This is a genomic window from Bacillus cereus group sp. Bce041, from assembly GCF_052646455.1.
On the sequence record NZ_JBQXON010000031.1, the window covers coordinates 1 to 15,846 of the forward strand.

Consider the following 15,846-nt stretch of genomic DNA (forward strand, 5'->3'; position numbering starts at 1 on the left):
TGAAGCGATAAGGCTTCTAACCGCAAGGACTGCGGGGTTAGCCTAATCAATTAGAGTTCGATAGAACTCTTTACTTAGGAATCCCTCACTTCTAAACGAAGTGAAAGTGGGAGTAGTTCAAAATTGAGTTCTTCACCAAAATCATTTGTGACAATCCCTTTAACCAATGAATGTTGCAAGTAAGAACGGCCCATTCAATATTTTCTATCCAAATATGATAGAATGAAGATATATCCAAAACGGAGGGAAAACAAATGAACTCAAACACAAAACAGTTTATTTATGATATCCAGCAAAGAAAGAACAATTATATAGAGAATGTATTAATAGCAATACAACATCCTAAAAAAGATCAATCTGAACAAGTCATTCAAAATATAGTAGAGAAGATGGATATGATGATTAGTTTAGTTACTACTTACATGGCTATTGAATCCGAATCTACAAAAGAATTAAAAGAGCTTCAGGAAGAACTTATTCATGCTCAAGCATATATTCAAAAACGGAAATTTGAAGAAACACAGAGATAAAACCTTGTGTTTTTACTTGGTGGACTATGACATTAATTTTTTATAAATTTGATTATTGCTTTGGCATAATCCATACAATTTGTTGAATGCGTACAATATATGGCGCCGTATCTTCAATGAGCAAATGATCTGGTTTCACATCTTTTAACTGTCCTCTTACATTACCTCTTACAGTTTCAATAACCACATATTTACCAATTACTGATTGTAATGTCTGATATACGTAGGGATTAGGCGTACTTACCATATGTTGTTCACTCAAGTCATTTCCTTCCGAATAACTCATTCTAAAAGACTCCTTTCTAATTTGCATTCTTTCTCCAAATATATGATATAAATCTTATAAATATGCTAGAAGGATAATTCATTATAGGAACTGAAATAACATTTTAATAGGGTACGGTTTCTATTTCTACTTTGCTAAAAATAATTTATATAAAGTTCCTTTTAGGATATGTATAATTTTAAATACGCCCTTTATTAGAATAGTGCTCATACTTTTTTTGAGATTCTTTCGTAATACGTGCATTAAGTAAAATTGTTAACAATAAAAACACACCATATGTTCCTCCTGTAGCTCCTATGATAATCACACTACTACAAACAAGTATAATTAATAGGATAAACGAAACTGAATAAATATGGTCATAATTTTTTGACATCTTTTTGTATTTTATGCGTTCTTTCCTTTAGAACATTAATTAACAATTTAGGCAAATGGATAATTTGTTTATTAAGATGTTTTAATATTTCTTATTCAAGAGGCATAGATATAAGTTATGCAAAGCAATGGAACTTAATCAAGTACTAAGAGTTATCATATGGCAGGTGTTCAAATAAACCTAGCATTTTTATATTTAGAATCCTGTTGATGATTATTTTCTTGAAAATCACTTATATATGACAGTATCATACACTAGTTATAAAAATGATAAGTTCTATCTTGAAATGGAAGGTGCTTATAATAATGTGTAAATTGAATCTCAAAGGACTAACAGGGAAAGTTGTTACAAAATCACATTGTGAGTATGAAAAGGCGAGGCAAGAATGGAATCGCTCTGTACAAAAGTTTCCACTCATTATTGTTTATTGCTATACAAAGTATGATGTAAGTAATGCAATTATTTGGGCAAGGAAAAAACAAGTGGATATTCGCATACGTTCAGGTGGCCATCATTATGAGGGATATTCTGTGGGCAATAACGTTATTGTTATTGATATAAGTAAAATGGACCGTCTAGAATTTACTCCCCAAAAACAAATATTAAAAATACAGGGGGGGACCAGAAATGAACAAGTTTATGATTTTATCTCCTCTAAAGGGTATCCCTTCCCAGGAGGTACGTGCCCTACTGTGGGAGTATCAGGATACACATTAGGAGGTGGCTGGGGATATTCTTGTAGAAATTTTGGACTTGGATGTGACAGTTTAATAGAAATTGAGTTAGTAGATTATAAAGGCAGGTTAATTGTAGCGAATAAAAAATGTCATAGCAATCTATTTTGGGCTTGTAGAGGAGGTGGTGGTGGGAACTTTGGTGTTATTGTTTCAATGACATTTAAAATACCTCCCAAAGTCGATAAAATTACATTAATTGAAATATATTGGCCCAAAGCATCACCAGAAATACAGCGAGCTTTCTTACAAAAATGGCAAAAATGGTTAGTGGACCTGGATTATAGGATTACACTTGGGGTTAGTTTATATAACTCTGCTAACGAAGGATTAGCCATATATGGACGAGGTATATTTTACGGGACTCCAGAAGAAGCAAGGGATATTTTGCAATCATTAGTTTGTATAGAGGGAGGAACAACTAACTTGGAGTATATTGGCTTTTTAGATGCAATGAAAAAAATTGAAGCATCTTATCCTAAATCAGAACAATTTAAATCTACAGGAAGATTTGTCCATAGATATTATAATGATCAGGAAATTGAAAATATAATCCATCTTATTCAGGATAGACCAAGGGGCAGTATCTTTGCAGCAATAAGCCTCTATGCTCTTGGGGGCAAAGTAAATGATATAAATAAGAACGATACAGCATTTTTTTACCGAGATGCTCACTATATTTTGGGGATTCAATCTATATGGGAAGAGCCTATGTTTAAAAAAGATAATGTTAAATGGGTTGAACAGCGATTTAGCTATATAAAAACTATTACAAATGGTTCTTTTATAAATTTTCCCTATAGCGAATTAAAAGATTATATGTGCGCTTACTACGGAGAAAACTCCGAACGTTTAAAGGAAATAAATAAAGAGTATGATCCGTGTAATATATTTACATTTCCTCAAGGGATCCAAAATTAAATAAATATGTAGATTCTTATAAAAATCAAGGTTTTAAAAAAATATAAAAACTAAAATTTCGTATTTTTTGTACAGAGTTAGAATATGGACAAACTTTATGAAAAACTACAATATTCTTAAAGTAATAAATGTATTTATCATGTGGTTAAATAAAAAAGTACGGAATATATTTTCGGTATACAGAGAATCGCTTAGTTCGGAAAACGGAGAAAGCAATTAACTTTGTATTTATATACTGCTCAGTTTTAATCTAGGTACAATTAAAACTATATAAAAATAATAAATTATTTTTGTGAAATTATTTAATCTATCCAAACTGCAATGCATGTATAATGTTTAAACATTTGTATTATGTTTATTATAATTTTTAAAATGTTCACAAAAATATTCATAAAAATATAAGTTTTTTTGTTTTAGTTATTTTTCAGAATAATCTATATTGACAAATAAACATTTGCGATATAGAATTATTTTTGTTCACCGGTGAACATTATAAGGAGCTTTTTATTTAGTATTCATATTTGGTAACTTTTTCTATCTCTTAATATATGTAGTGCGATGTATTCTCAATGACTAAAAATTAATAAAATAGTTTATATTGATAAAAAAATAAAGGGATGATTGTATGACACATTCTATAGCGGTAAGAAATGTTCGAAAATTTATTTCTCACCCCTTATCTACTAATTGCGCTGAAATATTTAAACGTAGTAACCATGCCTTAATAGGTATTAGTCCGTTTAATAGTAGATTCTCAGATGAATATATTAATAAACTTATTGAATGGGCATTACACACATTTGATGATGTTAGTGTTTTATTAGCTGGAAAAGAAGCTGCAAATTTGCTTGAAGCATTGGGAACACCAAAAGGAAAGGCTGAAAGAAAAGTAAGAAAAGAAGTATCACGGAATAGAAGGTCAGCTGAAAAAGCACTTAAAGAGCATGGTGGTAACGTAAATTCTATTCATACTTTTTCTGATTTTAATGATAATTATGCATATAACAGCATGAGAGCAGAAGCGGAACATATTTTTTTAAACGAAACTCCTTTTCGAAATGCTTGCTTAGAAATGTCACACGCAGCCATCCTAGGTAGGGCAAAGGGTACCAATATAGATATTGATCAAATATCAAATGACATGCTAAATATTGCAGTAGAATATGTAATTGCAGAACTTCCATTTTTCATTGGCGGAGCTGAAATTTTAGGAACACAAGAAACTGTACTTGTTTATCATAAACCATGGGAACTTGGTGAACAGATAGTTAGAAATGATTTTTCTATCAAGATGAAACCAAATCAAGGATATTTAATGGTACAAGAAATAGAAGATTTATCTTAGCGAATAGTAAGTATCCAATACAAGGGGGAAGTAATATGTCAAATACTATGCAAACGGTAAATATATTAACAGAGGAATTTCAAGAAGATCCATATAAGTATTTTTCATACCTACGTCAGAATGACCCAGTACATTATGAACCTGAGATTGACAGTTATTTTATTAGCAGATATCAAGATGTCCGTAATATATTGAATGATACTGAAACATTTACAACAAAATCATTAGCTGAACGTGCTGAACCAGTAATGCGTGGACCAGTATTAGCACAAATGCGTGGAAAAGAGCATGTAGCGAAAAGAAAAATTGTTTTAAGAAGTTTTATGGGAGATGCTTTACAAAAATTAATGCCTTTAATTAAAAAGAATGCAGAAGATTTACTATCTCCACACCTTCCAAATGGAAAGGTAGATTTAATTAATGATTTTGGCAGAACATTTGCTGTTTATGTAACAATGGATATGATTGGATTAGATAAGAAAGATCATAAGAAGATAGGAGAATGGCATAGCGGTGTAGCTGAGTTTATTACCAGTATAAATCAACCACCAGAGGCAAAAAAACATTCTCTTTGGTGCAGTGAACAGTTAGCTAATTATTTAGAACCAATTATTAAAGAGCGACGATTAAACCCACAGGAAGATTTAATTTCTAAATTATGCAGTGCTAAATATGAAGGAATAGCTATGACTGATACTGATATTCTAGCATTGATTTTAAATATATTATTAGCTGCAACAGAACCTGGTGATAAGACTCTTGCTTTATTAATCTATAATTTAATTAACCAACCGAAACAACTACAAGATGTATTAAATGATCGTTCATTAGTACCATTAGCTATTGCAGAAACTTTACGTTACAATCCACCAGTGCAATTGATTCCTCGTCAATTGTCAAAAGATACGGAAATAAGTGGTATTCAACTATCTAAAGGAACTACGGTATTTTGTATGATTGGTGCAGCGAACCGTGACCCTAACGCATTTGAAAGACCTGATGAATTCAACATTTATCGTCCGGATCTTGATATTAAAAAGGCATTTAGTGGTGCTGCAAGACATCTTGCATTCGGATCAGGTATTCATAATTGCGTAGGTGCAGCGTTTGCAAAATCAGAAATTGAAATAGTTGTAAATGTAGTCTTAGATAATATGAAAAACATTAAATTAGAAGAAGATTTTCAATATGTTGAAAAAGGGCTTTATACACGTGGACCTATTTCTATGCCTATTCTTTTTGATAAGTTAGTTTAAAAAAACATTGTTATTTTAGTTATTAATATAATTCAATTTTTGCTAAGGGGCTAAAACCCCTTAGTTTTTCTATTTTTATGAGAAGGTCAACATATATACCTTCTAAGTTGATATAACAAAAAATTAAATACATTGTTTCCATGCTTCTAAAAATTTTGTTACAACTTGTAACTCGGAATCATTAAATTGTTGGAATAACTCACTGTAACGCTCATGTGCAATTTTGTGTAATTTTTTATGAACAATGGCTAACTGTATTCCCTTATCAGTTAAAGTATAAAAGATTTCCTTCTTATTATCTGTATTTTGATGCGTCAATAAAATTTTATTATCAATAAGAACGCGAATAGCTTTAGAGATGGTTGCTTTAGAAATATTAAGTTCCATAGATAGTAGAGTGTTATTCATTTGTTGCTTACTCTCATGAATAACCGAAACAATATGTAGTTGCGTTAGAGTCCAATTTTTATTTATATTTTCATATTCACTAACTAATTCTTTTATCATCTCTTGAGATGCATATTTTTTCTTTTCTCTTGTTATGACAAAGTCTTCAATAGCTTTTAAGGTTTGGTCATGGACAAAATTTGTCATAATAATTTCCCCTATCTAGAATTATTGTTTACCGATTAACAATATAAAGTTTACCAGTAAACAATAATCAGGTCAACAATTTAAAAAAGGACTTTTATGCATTGAAACTAACTCTTTAATATAATAAGACTTTATTAGGGTAAATTATGAAAAATAGATACATTAAAGGTTCTTACATAATTAGTTAAATACCAATTTAGCAATTGACAATTGCTAAATGAGGATATAAAATCAAAATAGTTTACCGGTAAACAAAAAGACAAAGAAGGGTAGAAACATTTAAATGAATAAGGGCATAAAACAGAAAATTTACGATAATTATCTACATTTGTTACATCTCAATGAACAAAAGGCAGATAAAGATATTGAGACTTTTTTTAAGCAAGCAAAAATGGAAGAAATAGAACATGTACCGACAAATATGACAAGTATACACGTAATTGCCTGTATTGGTGAGAATCAACCAATAAATAATATTACAATTGCAAGGAAAATGAATTTATCTAAAGCGAATATCACAAAAATTAACACCAAATTAATAAAAGAAAATTTAATCACTCGTTTTCAGTCAGTTGATAACAAAAAGGAGGTATATTATCAACTTACTCCGGCAGGACAATCACTTTGTGAATTACATCAGAAAATTCATGACCAGAAAGAAAATGAATTTTATCAGTTCGTTGATTCATTTTCTGAAATTGAACAAAATGCAATATTGAAGTTTTTACAAAATATAAACGATAAAATGTTGGGGAAATAAATTTATTATAACTTAAATAAATTAGCTAATTATTAATAAGCTTTTAGGAGGGATAGCATGAACCGTGTTAAATCAAGTGCTTCTTTTCTTTTATATTTGTTGTGTATTAGTGCTTTTTTCGCTTCTTTAAATCAAAATATATATTCTCCAATAATCCCCATAATTCGGGATTCATTCCAAGTATCTATAACAATGGTTAACCTTTCCGTTTCCATGTTTATTTTTATTACGGCAATTATGCAAATTGTTTTTGGTTCTATAATTGATTTTAAAGGTGCTAGGACTATTCTTATTCCGAGTATTATTTTAACGATTATCGCGAGTATTGGTTGTGCCATTACAAGTAACTTTACAGTATTTTTAATATGTAGAATTTTACAGGCTGTAGGGACAGCTGCAATACCACTTATTGCTGCAACTACAATTGGTACTGTATTTCAAGGAGAACAACGAGGAAGTGCAATGGGTACATATCAAACCATGTTATCCATTGCACCTGCTGTTGCACCAGTGCTAGGAGGTTTTATTGGGGAAAAATATAATTACCCAGGTGTTTTCTGGCTACTTGTAGCAGTATCTGTAATTCTATTTGTAACTAATTGGATATATTTCCCTAATGATCGTGTAGGAAGTAAAAAAGAATTGAGTGGGAAAACACTTATATCTCACTATGCTTCTATATTTAAAAGCAAAGTGGGAAGCTCCATATTAATATTAAGTTTCTTTGCATTTTTTCTTTATTTCTCCTTCATTGTTTACTTACCAATTTTATTAACAGATCATTATCAATTAAGTTTACAGGTAGTGGGTTTACTTTACTTACCAATGGCTATAAGTTTAATAATTGGCAGTATGACCTTTAAAAAAATTCAATCAAAAATTTCACAAAAAAAACTTTTTATAACTGGAAATGTATCCTTAGCTTTAAGCGTAATATTATTTGCTGTGACACACTCGAATACTTTAATTGGTGTAACAGTTGCTTTAATTCTCCACGGAATATCAATTGGTATCCTCACTCCTTTATTTGCTACTATGATTGCAAATGAATTTGAACATAATAGGGGAAGTGCAATGGGAATGTTTAACTTTATTAGATATATGGGAATGGCTGTCGGACCAATTGTTTCGGGATTATTATTAGCACATTTTAAGCCTACCGTTGTATTTGCTCTATTTGGCGGTTTTTTTATCTTTCTCTCTTTTGGCATGCTTATACGGATTAGTAAGAAATCTATTAAAATCGTGCCAAAACAAGAAAATCTAAAATAAGAAAATGATTTATTAAAAAGAATTAATTGTATATAGACTGTATAGTTAAAATATTATGGTAAATTAAATGATAATCTTGTTCATAATAAAATGTGTAATATATTGTTTCTTTTTAATTTTGAATAAGGTAATTAGAAATTTAAATAAGAGAAATTAGATTTAGTTAAGTAATAAAAAAGTGTAGAAAGATTTTATTGTAAAAAGACAATCAAGTTATTTAATTTTAAAACCTAAAACAAGCATAACCCCGTTCTAAATTTAGAACGGGGTTAAAATATAGTTATTTAATTTTCGATATAAGATACTTCACTGTACTTAAAGATATAACAATAGAGTCGTTTAAAAATCAAGTTGTTTCATATTTTGAGCGAATCCGTATCCTAGATGCCACCGTATTTCAAGTGCCAAATGCTTTAGAGAATATATATCCAGGCTCTGGAGGATGGGCTTAAACAGCGGGTATCAATATGATTTACATAGTGGAAAATTTCTTGATTTTCAAGTGGGACCTGGCAAAAATAATGACAAAACATTTGGTACGGAGTGCTTAGATACCTTACGACCAGGAGAGTTATGTATTCGCGATTTGGGTTGCTTTTTATTGGAGAACTTAGATCAAATGGATCAACGAGGTACATACTATATTTCTCGCTTGAAATTAAACACGAATGTATATGTGAAAAATCCAAACCCAGAATACTTTAAAAACGGTACAATTAAGAAACAATCGGAACATATACAAATTGATGTGAAACAGATTTTGAAGCAACTACAGCCTGGAGAAACATTTGAATTTATTCAACATCGTTTTACAAAATCAGCTAAGAGAGTGATAAAAAAACTATCCGATGACAAAATTAGAATTAGATTAAGAGAAAAGAAGATATAAATGGGGGGGAATTGGAAAATACATTTATCAAAAGGAAGAAGAGGATATAAAAAAATATCTGTATTCATATATGAAACAGTTCTTTCCTAATGCAAAGCTAGAGTATTTTACATAAAAAGAAAAGAACAAAGTTTATTTCTTTTTCAATCTAAAAAATTACTCATTCAAAAAGTGAAATAATATGTTTAAATTGTTATGGTGTTTTCAATATAGTATCTTGATGGGCATATACAGGCGCTAGAAAAAATGAAAATTGATATTCATTGAAAGCAATAAATGATATTGGTTAACAATTCGCTACTAACTCATTTCAGAAACTTATACATGAAAGTTTTTTATGCTACTTAATTCCTGACATTTTTTATTAAATAAGGCTTAAAGCAATTTTTTATCAATTTTTAATTCAAAGCTAAACGGACCTCTATGTTTATAATTCAAAGGAGTGAACAACCAATTCACTCCTTACTCTTTTTTTCTTTAATCCACGTTTACTTGTTTATGTAATTTTGAAATAAGGTTTGATTAAAACTCATTTAGAAGTCTTGAATTGCAAATGACAGAGTATCGCACCTTTTATATAAATTTTGAAACCTTTATAGATTCAATAGGATATAGTACAATCTATTTTTTTTTGCATGAATAAATTATATAGAATTATATATTCTAATTTAGAAAGGGTGATTACAATAGGAAGCTATTATGATAGAAAATACAAATATTATAAAAGTTCATCTTGTGGTGAAGGCGATTACAAGTACTATAAAGGTTCATCTTGTCATAGCCATAATAAAGAATCTATTGAATTTGAATATGACGAAAGATTAATTACTACTCCTATACTTGTTCCTCCTGCTCCAGCGGCACCACTTACAATATTAACAGTAAATTTTGATAAAATAAATACAGGGGACCGTGTATGGCTGAGTGGTATCGTCAGTCTAAATAACAATAATAATATATTTTCAACAGTTACATTAACTATTACAAGAACATCTCCATTATCAGGAACACCTCAGGTCATTTATACACAAGTATTTGAAATTGATAATGAGGGTGATGATGATCAAATCCAAACTCCTTTTTCACATGTAGATGTTCCAACAACTCAACTTTTTGATGTTAGATACCAAGTTCGAGTAACTGTAGGAAATCCTAATTTATTTGTACAAGGAGTAAATACTCTAACAGCTCTTAGATTTAGTCGATAATAATGAAATGTAGAGAAGCTATGTTGAAGAATCTTCAACATAGCTTCTTTTTTATAATCAATCATTGTGTTATATGGACGGTGGGTGCACTTATCCTAGTTGTGGCGAAATCTTCCGTTTTTATCGTTCCTATTGCATCATTAGCATTTGTAGAGATGGCGATAAAATGCTTATGTATTTCATATTTTATTTTTGGACTAGAATATAAGAAATTAATAAGATGTAGCAAGCAAACTTATTAGAAACGGAAAAGAAACTAGGCGTATTGAATTTTCCTTATAGGAGGTGGGGTAGTGCTATGGCAGGAATGGAGATAGTGTACACCGCAAATGAGATAGATGGTTGGTTAGGACGTTAAGTGGCGGGTAGTTCACAGTCAGTGATTAGTATGAGGGAAGAGGAAAAGAAGATAGTAAAGAAGTGGAAGAGGTCTAAATTTGTAGTTGTAAATAAAGAGGTTGGATAAAAAATTCCTGTTTTTTGTGATGCTTTTAATAGTCATAATAGGCGGATCTATATTAACTAAATCCTAACTTCTATGATTGATTTCCTTATTCTGTTACATGTTTAAAGGGTGAAGTGACTCAAGTTCAACCTAAATGTATAATTATGTAAAAATTTTACAAAGGATATTATAAAGAGCTGTTTTTAAATTAACGCACAGCTTAACATCCATGCTGTTAAGATCGTAGGTTAAATTAACTTACTCATTTTTTTAACCTAAAACCTGCAACTTTTAAAATTTTAATGAGAAAGCTAATAAAATATCTACAAAACATAAAAAAAAATTGAAAACCTATTATACAAGCTTATACATCAATAAAAAAAACGAATATATTGTCATTGAAAAGTTTTAAAAAATTTAAAGTGATTTTAAAAGGAGATTAGATAATATGAGCGAACAATGCCCAATCAATGTACCTTGTCAGGCAGTAGGACAAACTCAAACACCATTAAGTGATGCAGCTGCAGCACCAATTACTACGCCAGGAACACCGATTGTAAAAATCCCAGTTGTATTAGCAGAAAGAACAATTCAAATTGTTGTAGAATCGGATGTTCCATTAGATCCTCCAGCAGTTGAAATTAAACGTGTGTTAAAAAACGTATTTTTAACACAATGTAAGTTAGTTCCTGTTGCATTCACTCCAGTAGATGGTACACCTTATCGCCGAGTTACAAGAGCAAAATTATTTGTACAAGGATATATTCGTAAAAACATTGAGTATGCATCTAGCGAGTGTAACGCACCTTTATTTGATCGTATCGCTAATATTAATTTTAGTGGGTTTGCAGATCTGACGGAAGATGATTTTCTATCATTAGCTTTAGTAGCTTCTTCTTCAGACACAACATCGCACTTTATTAATCCTAAAAATGGTGATTTACCACGTCTAGACAAATACTTTTTCGAAAATGCAGTTTTTTATAACGAACAACCATATTGTGAATTAGTCAGTGCTCAATTTTTTGAATTAGACTTTTCCCCTTGTCCAACAGAATTAAACGAACCATTTGATACTCTTCGTGAAAAAATTGTACTAGACCTTACTTTAAAAGTTTTACAAGTACAACAAGTACAAGTACTAGGATAAAACAAAGAAGCACTCATTTTGAGTGCTTCTTTGTTTTATAAATTTTTAACTCAGAAAACTTCTTATTTTACAAGGTCAACCCACTTAAAAAGAACACCAATGTCCGTTGATGTTCTTAAATGGAAACTATAAAATTGAAATAAGTGAGTGAAACCAATTCCAATACTATAATATATGCTCGACTAACATTTATAGTGTTAAAAATTAAATATTATCATTAATAATAGACGGAAAACTCACTTCTTATTTTTTAAAAAATAAAAAGTGAATTTCTCTTTACCATTAGATTTTAATTTATCATTTTAGCGAAGAAGAATCCTTCGGGTGAAGGGTCATAAACTAGTGAGTAGGTGGGAGATGAATTGGCTTCGAACAAGGGATGGAAGGAAGCCATCTTAATTGTTCGACATACAGAAAGTGTTACTTCGCTACGAATAGAATGTATGTTTGGTTCGGTTCGGGATAGTCATATACCGAAATGAAGGTGAATTAAATGATGATTGATAAAGTCTAAAAGTTTCGTATCTATCCAAATCAAGCACAAGCAATTCTAATCAACAAAACGATTGGTTGTTCTCGCTTTGTATTCAATCATTTCCTATCTTTATGGGATCACGCATATAAAGAGACAGGAAAAGGATTGACCTATAGTACATGCTCTGCCAAACTACCTGCCATGAAGAGAGAGTTTGTTTGGCTAAAAGAAGTGGATAGTATTGCGATTCAGTGGTCTGTTCGCAACCTTGCGGATGCTTATACACGCTTTTTCAGTAGATAACAAGTTATGTTAGAAAGAACAGTAATTACTAAGTACTCATTTTTATATAAATTTTTACAGCATCTTTCTCTATAAAATCGAAAGCAAAGGGTGATTGGTATGCTTGAAATTTCTTTGGATTTTCAAAGTTAGCTTCACTTGTAAAAACATTGCCAAGTATTTTTTCTTCGACGATGCTAAATTGATGTTCCTCTTTAATATCTTTTGATTCTATAAGACCTTTAAAGGGCACGTTACTATGAATTCTATAGTTTGGAATTATTTTGTTATAAGCTAAAGCTGTATAAGTAATAGTCTTACGAATAAATCCCGAAATAATGACTACTTCTGAACACACCTTTTCAATCGTAGTAAATATTTGTCTATTTACTTTGATGGTTCCTTTTTGGGCAGGAGGAACTAACTGGATTTTATGCTCTATAAATTGTTTAAAGCACAATATTTTCGATTTAGGTAATTTTGGATTTTTTTTCGTTTTTTTCGTTTTTGGAGTTTTAGAAAAGCATGGAGATATTCTTGTTACTTTGGGAATTCCTGATAAATTAATATGTGGGAAATAAGGCGTACTTGTTATAATAAAATTTTTCTTGGAATGTAAATTCATATACGTTTCCGCACCTTTCCAATGGAATATAGTTTAAAATATGTCCTCCTCATCATATATGCTTCTTTTTGATAAGGAATTTTCTAAAATGAGCTTATGTCATATATCGATAGGATTTTTGAGTAATAGGAGTTGCATCACATCGCTATCAAGCTAAGGAATTGATTGGTCTCAAAAATGAAAAAAGAAAGCCAATCGGATCTCTTTTTTTATGTTAGCCAACTTTTTCAATAAGAAATGATGCTTCACCAATAAAAATAAGTCCAGCAGAAAGTCTAATTAATGCTCGAAGAACATACCCTTGGTTTAATGAAAGTAAAACTGTTTTTGATGCTATATTTCTATTGCCCTAATCCAGATTGATTCGTATTTGAGAAAGAAAATTAACAGTATCGTTTATCGTAAAATTTATAATAAGAATTCTTGAATTTTCTCCAGATACACTAACTCCTGTCGTAAACGTTACAGCATATACACCAGCATTACCAACCGTTATTGAATTATCAGCAGTAATTAATATAACTCCAATAAAAGGTCCTGTGGGTAAAGAGAATGGAGGGCTAGGTGGCAATGTAGGATACAGTAAATTCGGATCAAATGCTGCTCCAATCAAAAGAACATGTTTTTCATTTATGTATATACCTCTTTACAATGCTTGTACTTATCATAATTCTAGATCAATGACCTTCCTATAAGCGGAATCTCTCTTTTTTTATTTTCTTTCGACAAAATACGGGACTATATTTTCAATAACAAAGAGTTAAAAATCCAAGTCAATCGTCAGGATTTATGCTTATTAGGGTTACTATAGGACGACGCGAGATAATTCATCCATAATATTTTTATATCTATAAAACTAAAAAAATAATATCTATATCTGATGAAATACAACTATACATTTAAGAAGTTCAAAGTTTCTTCTCTCTAAATATCTTACGAGATTCTGCTAGTGATGTTAGTTTCGTGCAGAAAACAAGTAAATTGTTAAAAAGAATTGTGGTGATACCCTAGGTGAAGTTGCAGAACCCTAGCTTTCATACTGTAAAAGTTCTTTAAGGATGTGAGGAACTGTCATGGTAAAGGAAATGCTAAATAAAGGGCATAGAATCGATTATATGGAAAGGAATTAAAAATTTATAATTAATATAAAAGGATATATAACGATAAAAAAGAACCTAAATTCTTGACAGATAGAAAATAAGTTCTTTCTTTGTTAGTGGAGTTTTATTTAGTAGTGTGTTGGAGCACTATATAATATATGTATTTATAAGTAAGGGGTTTTTAATTTGCAAAATATATATCTTTAAAAAATAGAAAAAAGGTCAGTTTTTAACTGACCTTTTTTCTATTTTTTAAAGATAGCTAACGAACAGGTAATTTGGGATTTGGAGTATAGTAAGATGTTAATCATCTCATTGTTAATGTATGCAGGTAATACAAAATGGCTTGTACAATTGTTAAAATTAGTGAACTTTTTTTATGAATTAGTGAATTGGATGTTTGATAGAGGAAGTAAGTCTAATCAATTAATTTATTTCTTTCATAATATATAATGCAAATAAATTTTTTAGGGAAAAGGGGGTATGTTAAATGTCTTTTCAACGTAGATGTGAATGTGATGTATGTAATAGAAATCGAAGAAGAAGACGTGGTGAGGAAGTAAGAGAACTGAGAAATCTCGAAGGTCGAAGAAGATTAAATGGTTTACGAGAAGGTGACAGAATTACAGTTTTTTCAGGCGGAACTGCGATAGATGGAACAGGTGTCTTTATTCGTGTAGAGGATGGATTTCTTGTTTGGGTAGATGCTGCTGGGACACTTAATGTGACAAGCCTAGATGTTATTAGTGTTCGACGCGTAGGTTAATAGCACTTGAAATAATGTAAATGTGTTGAATGCAATAGAACTTGAAGAAATAGGACCATGAGGAGGTGAGCGAAGTGGGGAATAGAAGATTAGATGGTTTACGAGAAGGCGACAGAATTACAGTTTTTTCAGGTGGAGGTCCGATTGATGGAACAGGCGTCTTTATTCGTGTAGAGGATGGATTTCTTGTTTGGGTAGATGCTGCTGCGACACTTAATGTGACAAGCCTAGACGTTATTAGTGTACGGCGTGTAGTTTAATAGCACTTGAAAATAATGTAAATGTATTAAATGTAATAGAGATTGAAGAAATAGGAACCATGAGGAGGTGAGCGAGATGGGAAATAGAAGATTAAATGGTTTAAGAGAAGGTGACAGAATTACAGTTTTTTCAGGCGGAACTGCGATAGATGGAACAGGCGTATTTATTCGTGTAGAGGATGGATTTCTTGTTTGGGTAGATGCTGCTGGGACACTTAATGTGACAAGCCTAGATGTTATTAGTGTTCGACGCGTGGGTTAATAATACTTGAAATAAATATAAGTAAAAGATAAGAGGGGAGGGCTCTTATCTTATTTTGTTTTTAGGAATTATTATGTTATGTAGATTATATTAGGTATTTAAATACTTAAAAAGGGATTTATATAAAATAAATCCCTTTTTAAATTGATAAGAGAGGTAGGATACATTATATGTGTAAATTTTTAATTGGGTTTGTACTTTTTTAATAATTTATTTGTTTTATGTAAAAGGTGCCAAGAAATACTTTGTAGTTTTATTTCTTGGCGTGGGTATTTATTTGGGTCATTTGGATGCCGACCTTACAATAGTA

Annotated in this window: 17 protein-coding genes and 2 pseudogenes; 14 read left to right on the forward strand and 5 right to left on the reverse strand. The window is 30.7% G+C overall.

The window, feature by feature from the left end; translation table 11 throughout:
- Positions 1 to 254: 254 nt before the first annotated feature.
- The gene (locus ACUN13_RS31210; RefSeq protein ID WP_070183908.1) at positions 255 to 530 is read left to right on the forward strand and encodes a hypothetical protein; all 276 of its coding nucleotides are present in this window, start codon (positions 255 to 257) and stop codon (positions 528 to 530) included.
- Between the two features lie 52 nt (positions 531 to 582).
- Here the strand turns inward: ACUN13_RS31210 and ACUN13_RS31215 are convergent, their stop codons facing one another.
- Together ACUN13_RS31215 and ACUN13_RS31220 are read right to left on the reverse strand one after the other, a co-directional pair.
- A complete protein-coding gene (locus ACUN13_RS31215; protein ID WP_070183909.1) occupies positions 583 to 816 on the reverse strand; it encodes a YuzF family protein in 234 nt (77 codons plus the stop codon).
- 178 nt (positions 817 to 994) lie between these two features.
- Positions 995 to 1,192, reverse strand: a complete 198-nt coding sequence (locus ACUN13_RS31220; RefSeq protein WP_426867521.1) for a hypothetical protein — start codon at positions 1,190 to 1,192, stop codon at positions 995 to 997.
- A gap of 305 nt (positions 1,193 to 1,497) precedes the next feature.
- Here ACUN13_RS31220 and ACUN13_RS31225 point away from each other — a divergent pair, with 305 nt between their 5' ends.
- The 3 genes from ACUN13_RS31225 (at position 1,498) to ACUN13_RS31235 (ending at position 5,448) form a co-directional block, all read left to right on the forward strand.
- Positions 1,498 to 2,847, forward strand: coding sequence for an FAD-binding oxidoreductase (locus tag ACUN13_RS31225; protein ID WP_445424188.1), 1,350 nt, complete (start codon positions 1,498 to 1,500; stop codon positions 2,845 to 2,847).
- Between the two features lie 625 nt (positions 2,848 to 3,472).
- Positions 3,473 to 4,192 (forward strand): tRNA-dependent cyclodipeptide synthase, encoded by a 720-nt coding sequence (locus ACUN13_RS31230; RefSeq protein WP_445424189.1) that lies wholly within the window; start codon positions 3,473 to 3,475, stop codon positions 4,190 to 4,192.
- A 35-nt stretch (positions 4,193 to 4,227) separates the two neighbouring features.
- Positions 4,228 to 5,448, forward strand: a complete 1,221-nt coding sequence (locus ACUN13_RS31235; RefSeq protein WP_445424190.1) for a cytochrome P450, cyclodipeptide synthase-associated — start codon at positions 4,228 to 4,230, stop codon at positions 5,446 to 5,448.
- Positions 5,449 to 5,571: 123 nt separating this feature from the next.
- Here the strand turns inward: ACUN13_RS31235 and ACUN13_RS31240 are convergent, their stop codons facing one another.
- Positions 5,572 to 6,042 carry a MarR family transcriptional regulator gene (locus ACUN13_RS31240; RefSeq protein WP_440014568.1) on the reverse strand — a complete coding sequence of 157 codons (471 nt, stop codon included), beginning with the start codon at positions 6,040 to 6,042 and terminating at the stop codon, positions 5,572 to 5,574.
- Positions 6,043 to 6,325: 283 nt separating this feature from the next.
- Between ACUN13_RS31240 and ACUN13_RS31245 the strand changes: the two genes are divergently transcribed.
- The 6 genes and pseudogenes from ACUN13_RS31245 to ACUN13_RS31270 form a co-directional block, all read left to right on the forward strand.
- Positions 6,326 to 6,802 carry a MarR family transcriptional regulator gene (locus ACUN13_RS31245; RefSeq protein ID WP_044585258.1) on the forward strand — a complete coding sequence of 159 codons (477 nt, stop codon included), beginning with the start codon at positions 6,326 to 6,328 and terminating at the stop codon, positions 6,800 to 6,802.
- Between the two features lie 57 nt (positions 6,803 to 6,859).
- Positions 6,860 to 8,074, forward strand: a complete 1,215-nt coding sequence (locus tag ACUN13_RS31250; protein WP_409532426.1) for an MFS transporter — start codon at positions 6,860 to 6,862, stop codon at positions 8,072 to 8,074.
- Positions 8,075 to 8,436: 362 nt separating this feature from the next.
- A pseudogene (locus ACUN13_RS31255) lies at positions 8,437 to 9,078 on the forward strand (spore photoproduct lyase family protein); the annotation flags it as partial.
- A gap of 562 nt (positions 9,079 to 9,640) precedes the next feature.
- Entirely contained in the window at positions 9,641 to 10,171 is a 531-nt protein-coding gene (locus ACUN13_RS31260; protein ID WP_409532425.1) for a hypothetical protein, read from the forward strand.
- 893 nt (positions 10,172 to 11,064) lie between these two features.
- Positions 11,065 to 11,766 (forward strand): CsxC family protein, encoded by a 702-nt coding sequence (locus ACUN13_RS31265; RefSeq protein WP_098853187.1) that lies wholly within the window; start codon positions 11,065 to 11,067, stop codon positions 11,764 to 11,766.
- 523 nt (positions 11,767 to 12,289) lie between these two features.
- A pseudogene (locus ACUN13_RS31270) lies at positions 12,290 to 12,541 on the forward strand (helix-turn-helix domain-containing protein); the annotation flags it as partial.
- A 31-nt stretch (positions 12,542 to 12,572) separates the two neighbouring features.
- Here the strand turns inward: ACUN13_RS31270 and ACUN13_RS31275 are convergent.
- Together ACUN13_RS31275 and ACUN13_RS31280 are read right to left on the reverse strand one after the other, a co-directional pair.
- Positions 12,573 to 13,148 carry a hypothetical protein gene (locus tag ACUN13_RS31275; protein ID WP_409532424.1) on the reverse strand — a complete coding sequence of 192 codons (576 nt, stop codon included), beginning with the start codon at positions 13,146 to 13,148 and terminating at the stop codon, positions 12,573 to 12,575.
- Positions 13,149 to 13,497: 349 nt separating this feature from the next.
- Complete coding sequence (locus ACUN13_RS31280; protein WP_409532423.1) at positions 13,498 to 13,761, reverse strand: exosporium leader peptide-containing protein; 264 nt, start codon at positions 13,759 to 13,761, stop codon at positions 13,498 to 13,500.
- A 787-nt stretch (positions 13,762 to 14,548) separates the two neighbouring features.
- On the opposite strand from ACUN13_RS31280, the gene ACUN13_RS31285 reads away from it, so the two are divergent.
- The 4 genes from ACUN13_RS31285 (at position 14,549) to ACUN13_RS31300 (ending at position 15,536) form a co-directional block, all read left to right on the forward strand.
- Positions 14,549 to 14,701, forward strand: a complete 153-nt coding sequence (locus ACUN13_RS31285; RefSeq protein ID WP_409532422.1) for a hypothetical protein — start codon at positions 14,549 to 14,551, stop codon at positions 14,699 to 14,701.
- Positions 14,702 to 14,738: 37 nt separating this feature from the next.
- On the forward strand, positions 14,739 to 15,014 hold the full coding sequence (locus ACUN13_RS31290; RefSeq protein WP_098282196.1) for a hypothetical protein: 276 nt from the start codon (positions 14,739 to 14,741) through the stop codon (positions 15,012 to 15,014).
- Between the two features lie 74 nt (positions 15,015 to 15,088).
- Positions 15,089 to 15,274, forward strand: a complete 186-nt coding sequence (locus tag ACUN13_RS31295) for a hypothetical protein (protein WP_016119599.1) — start codon at positions 15,089 to 15,091, stop codon at positions 15,272 to 15,274.
- Between the two features lie 76 nt (positions 15,275 to 15,350).
- Positions 15,351 to 15,536, forward strand: coding sequence for a hypothetical protein (locus ACUN13_RS31300; protein ID WP_098853192.1), 186 nt, complete (start codon positions 15,351 to 15,353; stop codon positions 15,534 to 15,536).
- The last annotated feature ends 310 nt before the right edge of the window (positions 15,537 to 15,846 follow it).

What these genes read in the sequence shown, in the direction of transcription:
- ACUN13_RS31240 (WP_440014568.1), bottom strand. Translation starts at nt 6,042, where the DNA reads ATGACAAATTTTGTCCATGACCAAACCTTAAAAGCTATTGAAGACTTT.
- ACUN13_RS31275 (WP_409532424.1), bottom strand. Translation starts at nt 13,148, where the DNA reads ATGAATTTACATTCCAAGAAAAATTTTATTATAACAAGTACGCCTTAT.
- ACUN13_RS31290 (WP_098282196.1), top strand. Translation starts at nt 14,739, where the DNA reads ATGTCTTTTCAACGTAGATGTGAATGTGATGTATGTAATAGAAATCGA.
- ACUN13_RS31265 (WP_098853187.1), top strand. Translation starts at nt 11,065, where the DNA reads ATGAGCGAACAATGCCCAATCAATGTACCTTGTCAGGCAGTAGGACAA.
- ACUN13_RS31300 (WP_098853192.1), top strand. Translation starts at nt 15,351, where the DNA reads ATGGGAAATAGAAGATTAAATGGTTTAAGAGAAGGTGACAGAATTACA.
- ACUN13_RS31225 (WP_445424188.1), top strand. Translation starts at nt 1,498, where the DNA reads ATGTGTAAATTGAATCTCAAAGGACTAACAGGGAAAGTTGTTACAAAA.
- ACUN13_RS31230 (WP_445424189.1), top strand. Translation starts at nt 3,473, where the DNA reads ATGACACATTCTATAGCGGTAAGAAATGTTCGAAAATTTATTTCTCAC.
- ACUN13_RS31250 (WP_409532426.1), top strand. Translation starts at nt 6,860, where the DNA reads ATGAACCGTGTTAAATCAAGTGCTTCTTTTCTTTTATATTTGTTGTGT.
- ACUN13_RS31220 (WP_426867521.1), bottom strand. Translation starts at nt 1,192, where the DNA reads ATGTCAAAAAATTATGACCATATTTATTCAGTTTCGTTTATCCTATTA.
- ACUN13_RS31245 (WP_044585258.1), top strand. Translation starts at nt 6,326, where the DNA reads ATGAATAAGGGCATAAAACAGAAAATTTACGATAATTATCTACATTTG.
- ACUN13_RS31235 (WP_445424190.1), top strand. Translation starts at nt 4,228, where the DNA reads ATGTCAAATACTATGCAAACGGTAAATATATTAACAGAGGAATTTCAA.
- ACUN13_RS31210 (WP_070183908.1), top strand. Translation starts at nt 255, where the DNA reads ATGAACTCAAACACAAAACAGTTTATTTATGATATCCAGCAAAGAAAG.
- ACUN13_RS31285 (WP_409532422.1), top strand. Translation starts at nt 14,549, where the DNA reads ATGTTAATCATCTCATTGTTAATGTATGCAGGTAATACAAAATGGCTT.
- ACUN13_RS31215 (WP_070183909.1), bottom strand. Translation starts at nt 816, where the DNA reads ATGAGTTATTCGGAAGGAAATGACTTGAGTGAACAACATATGGTAAGT.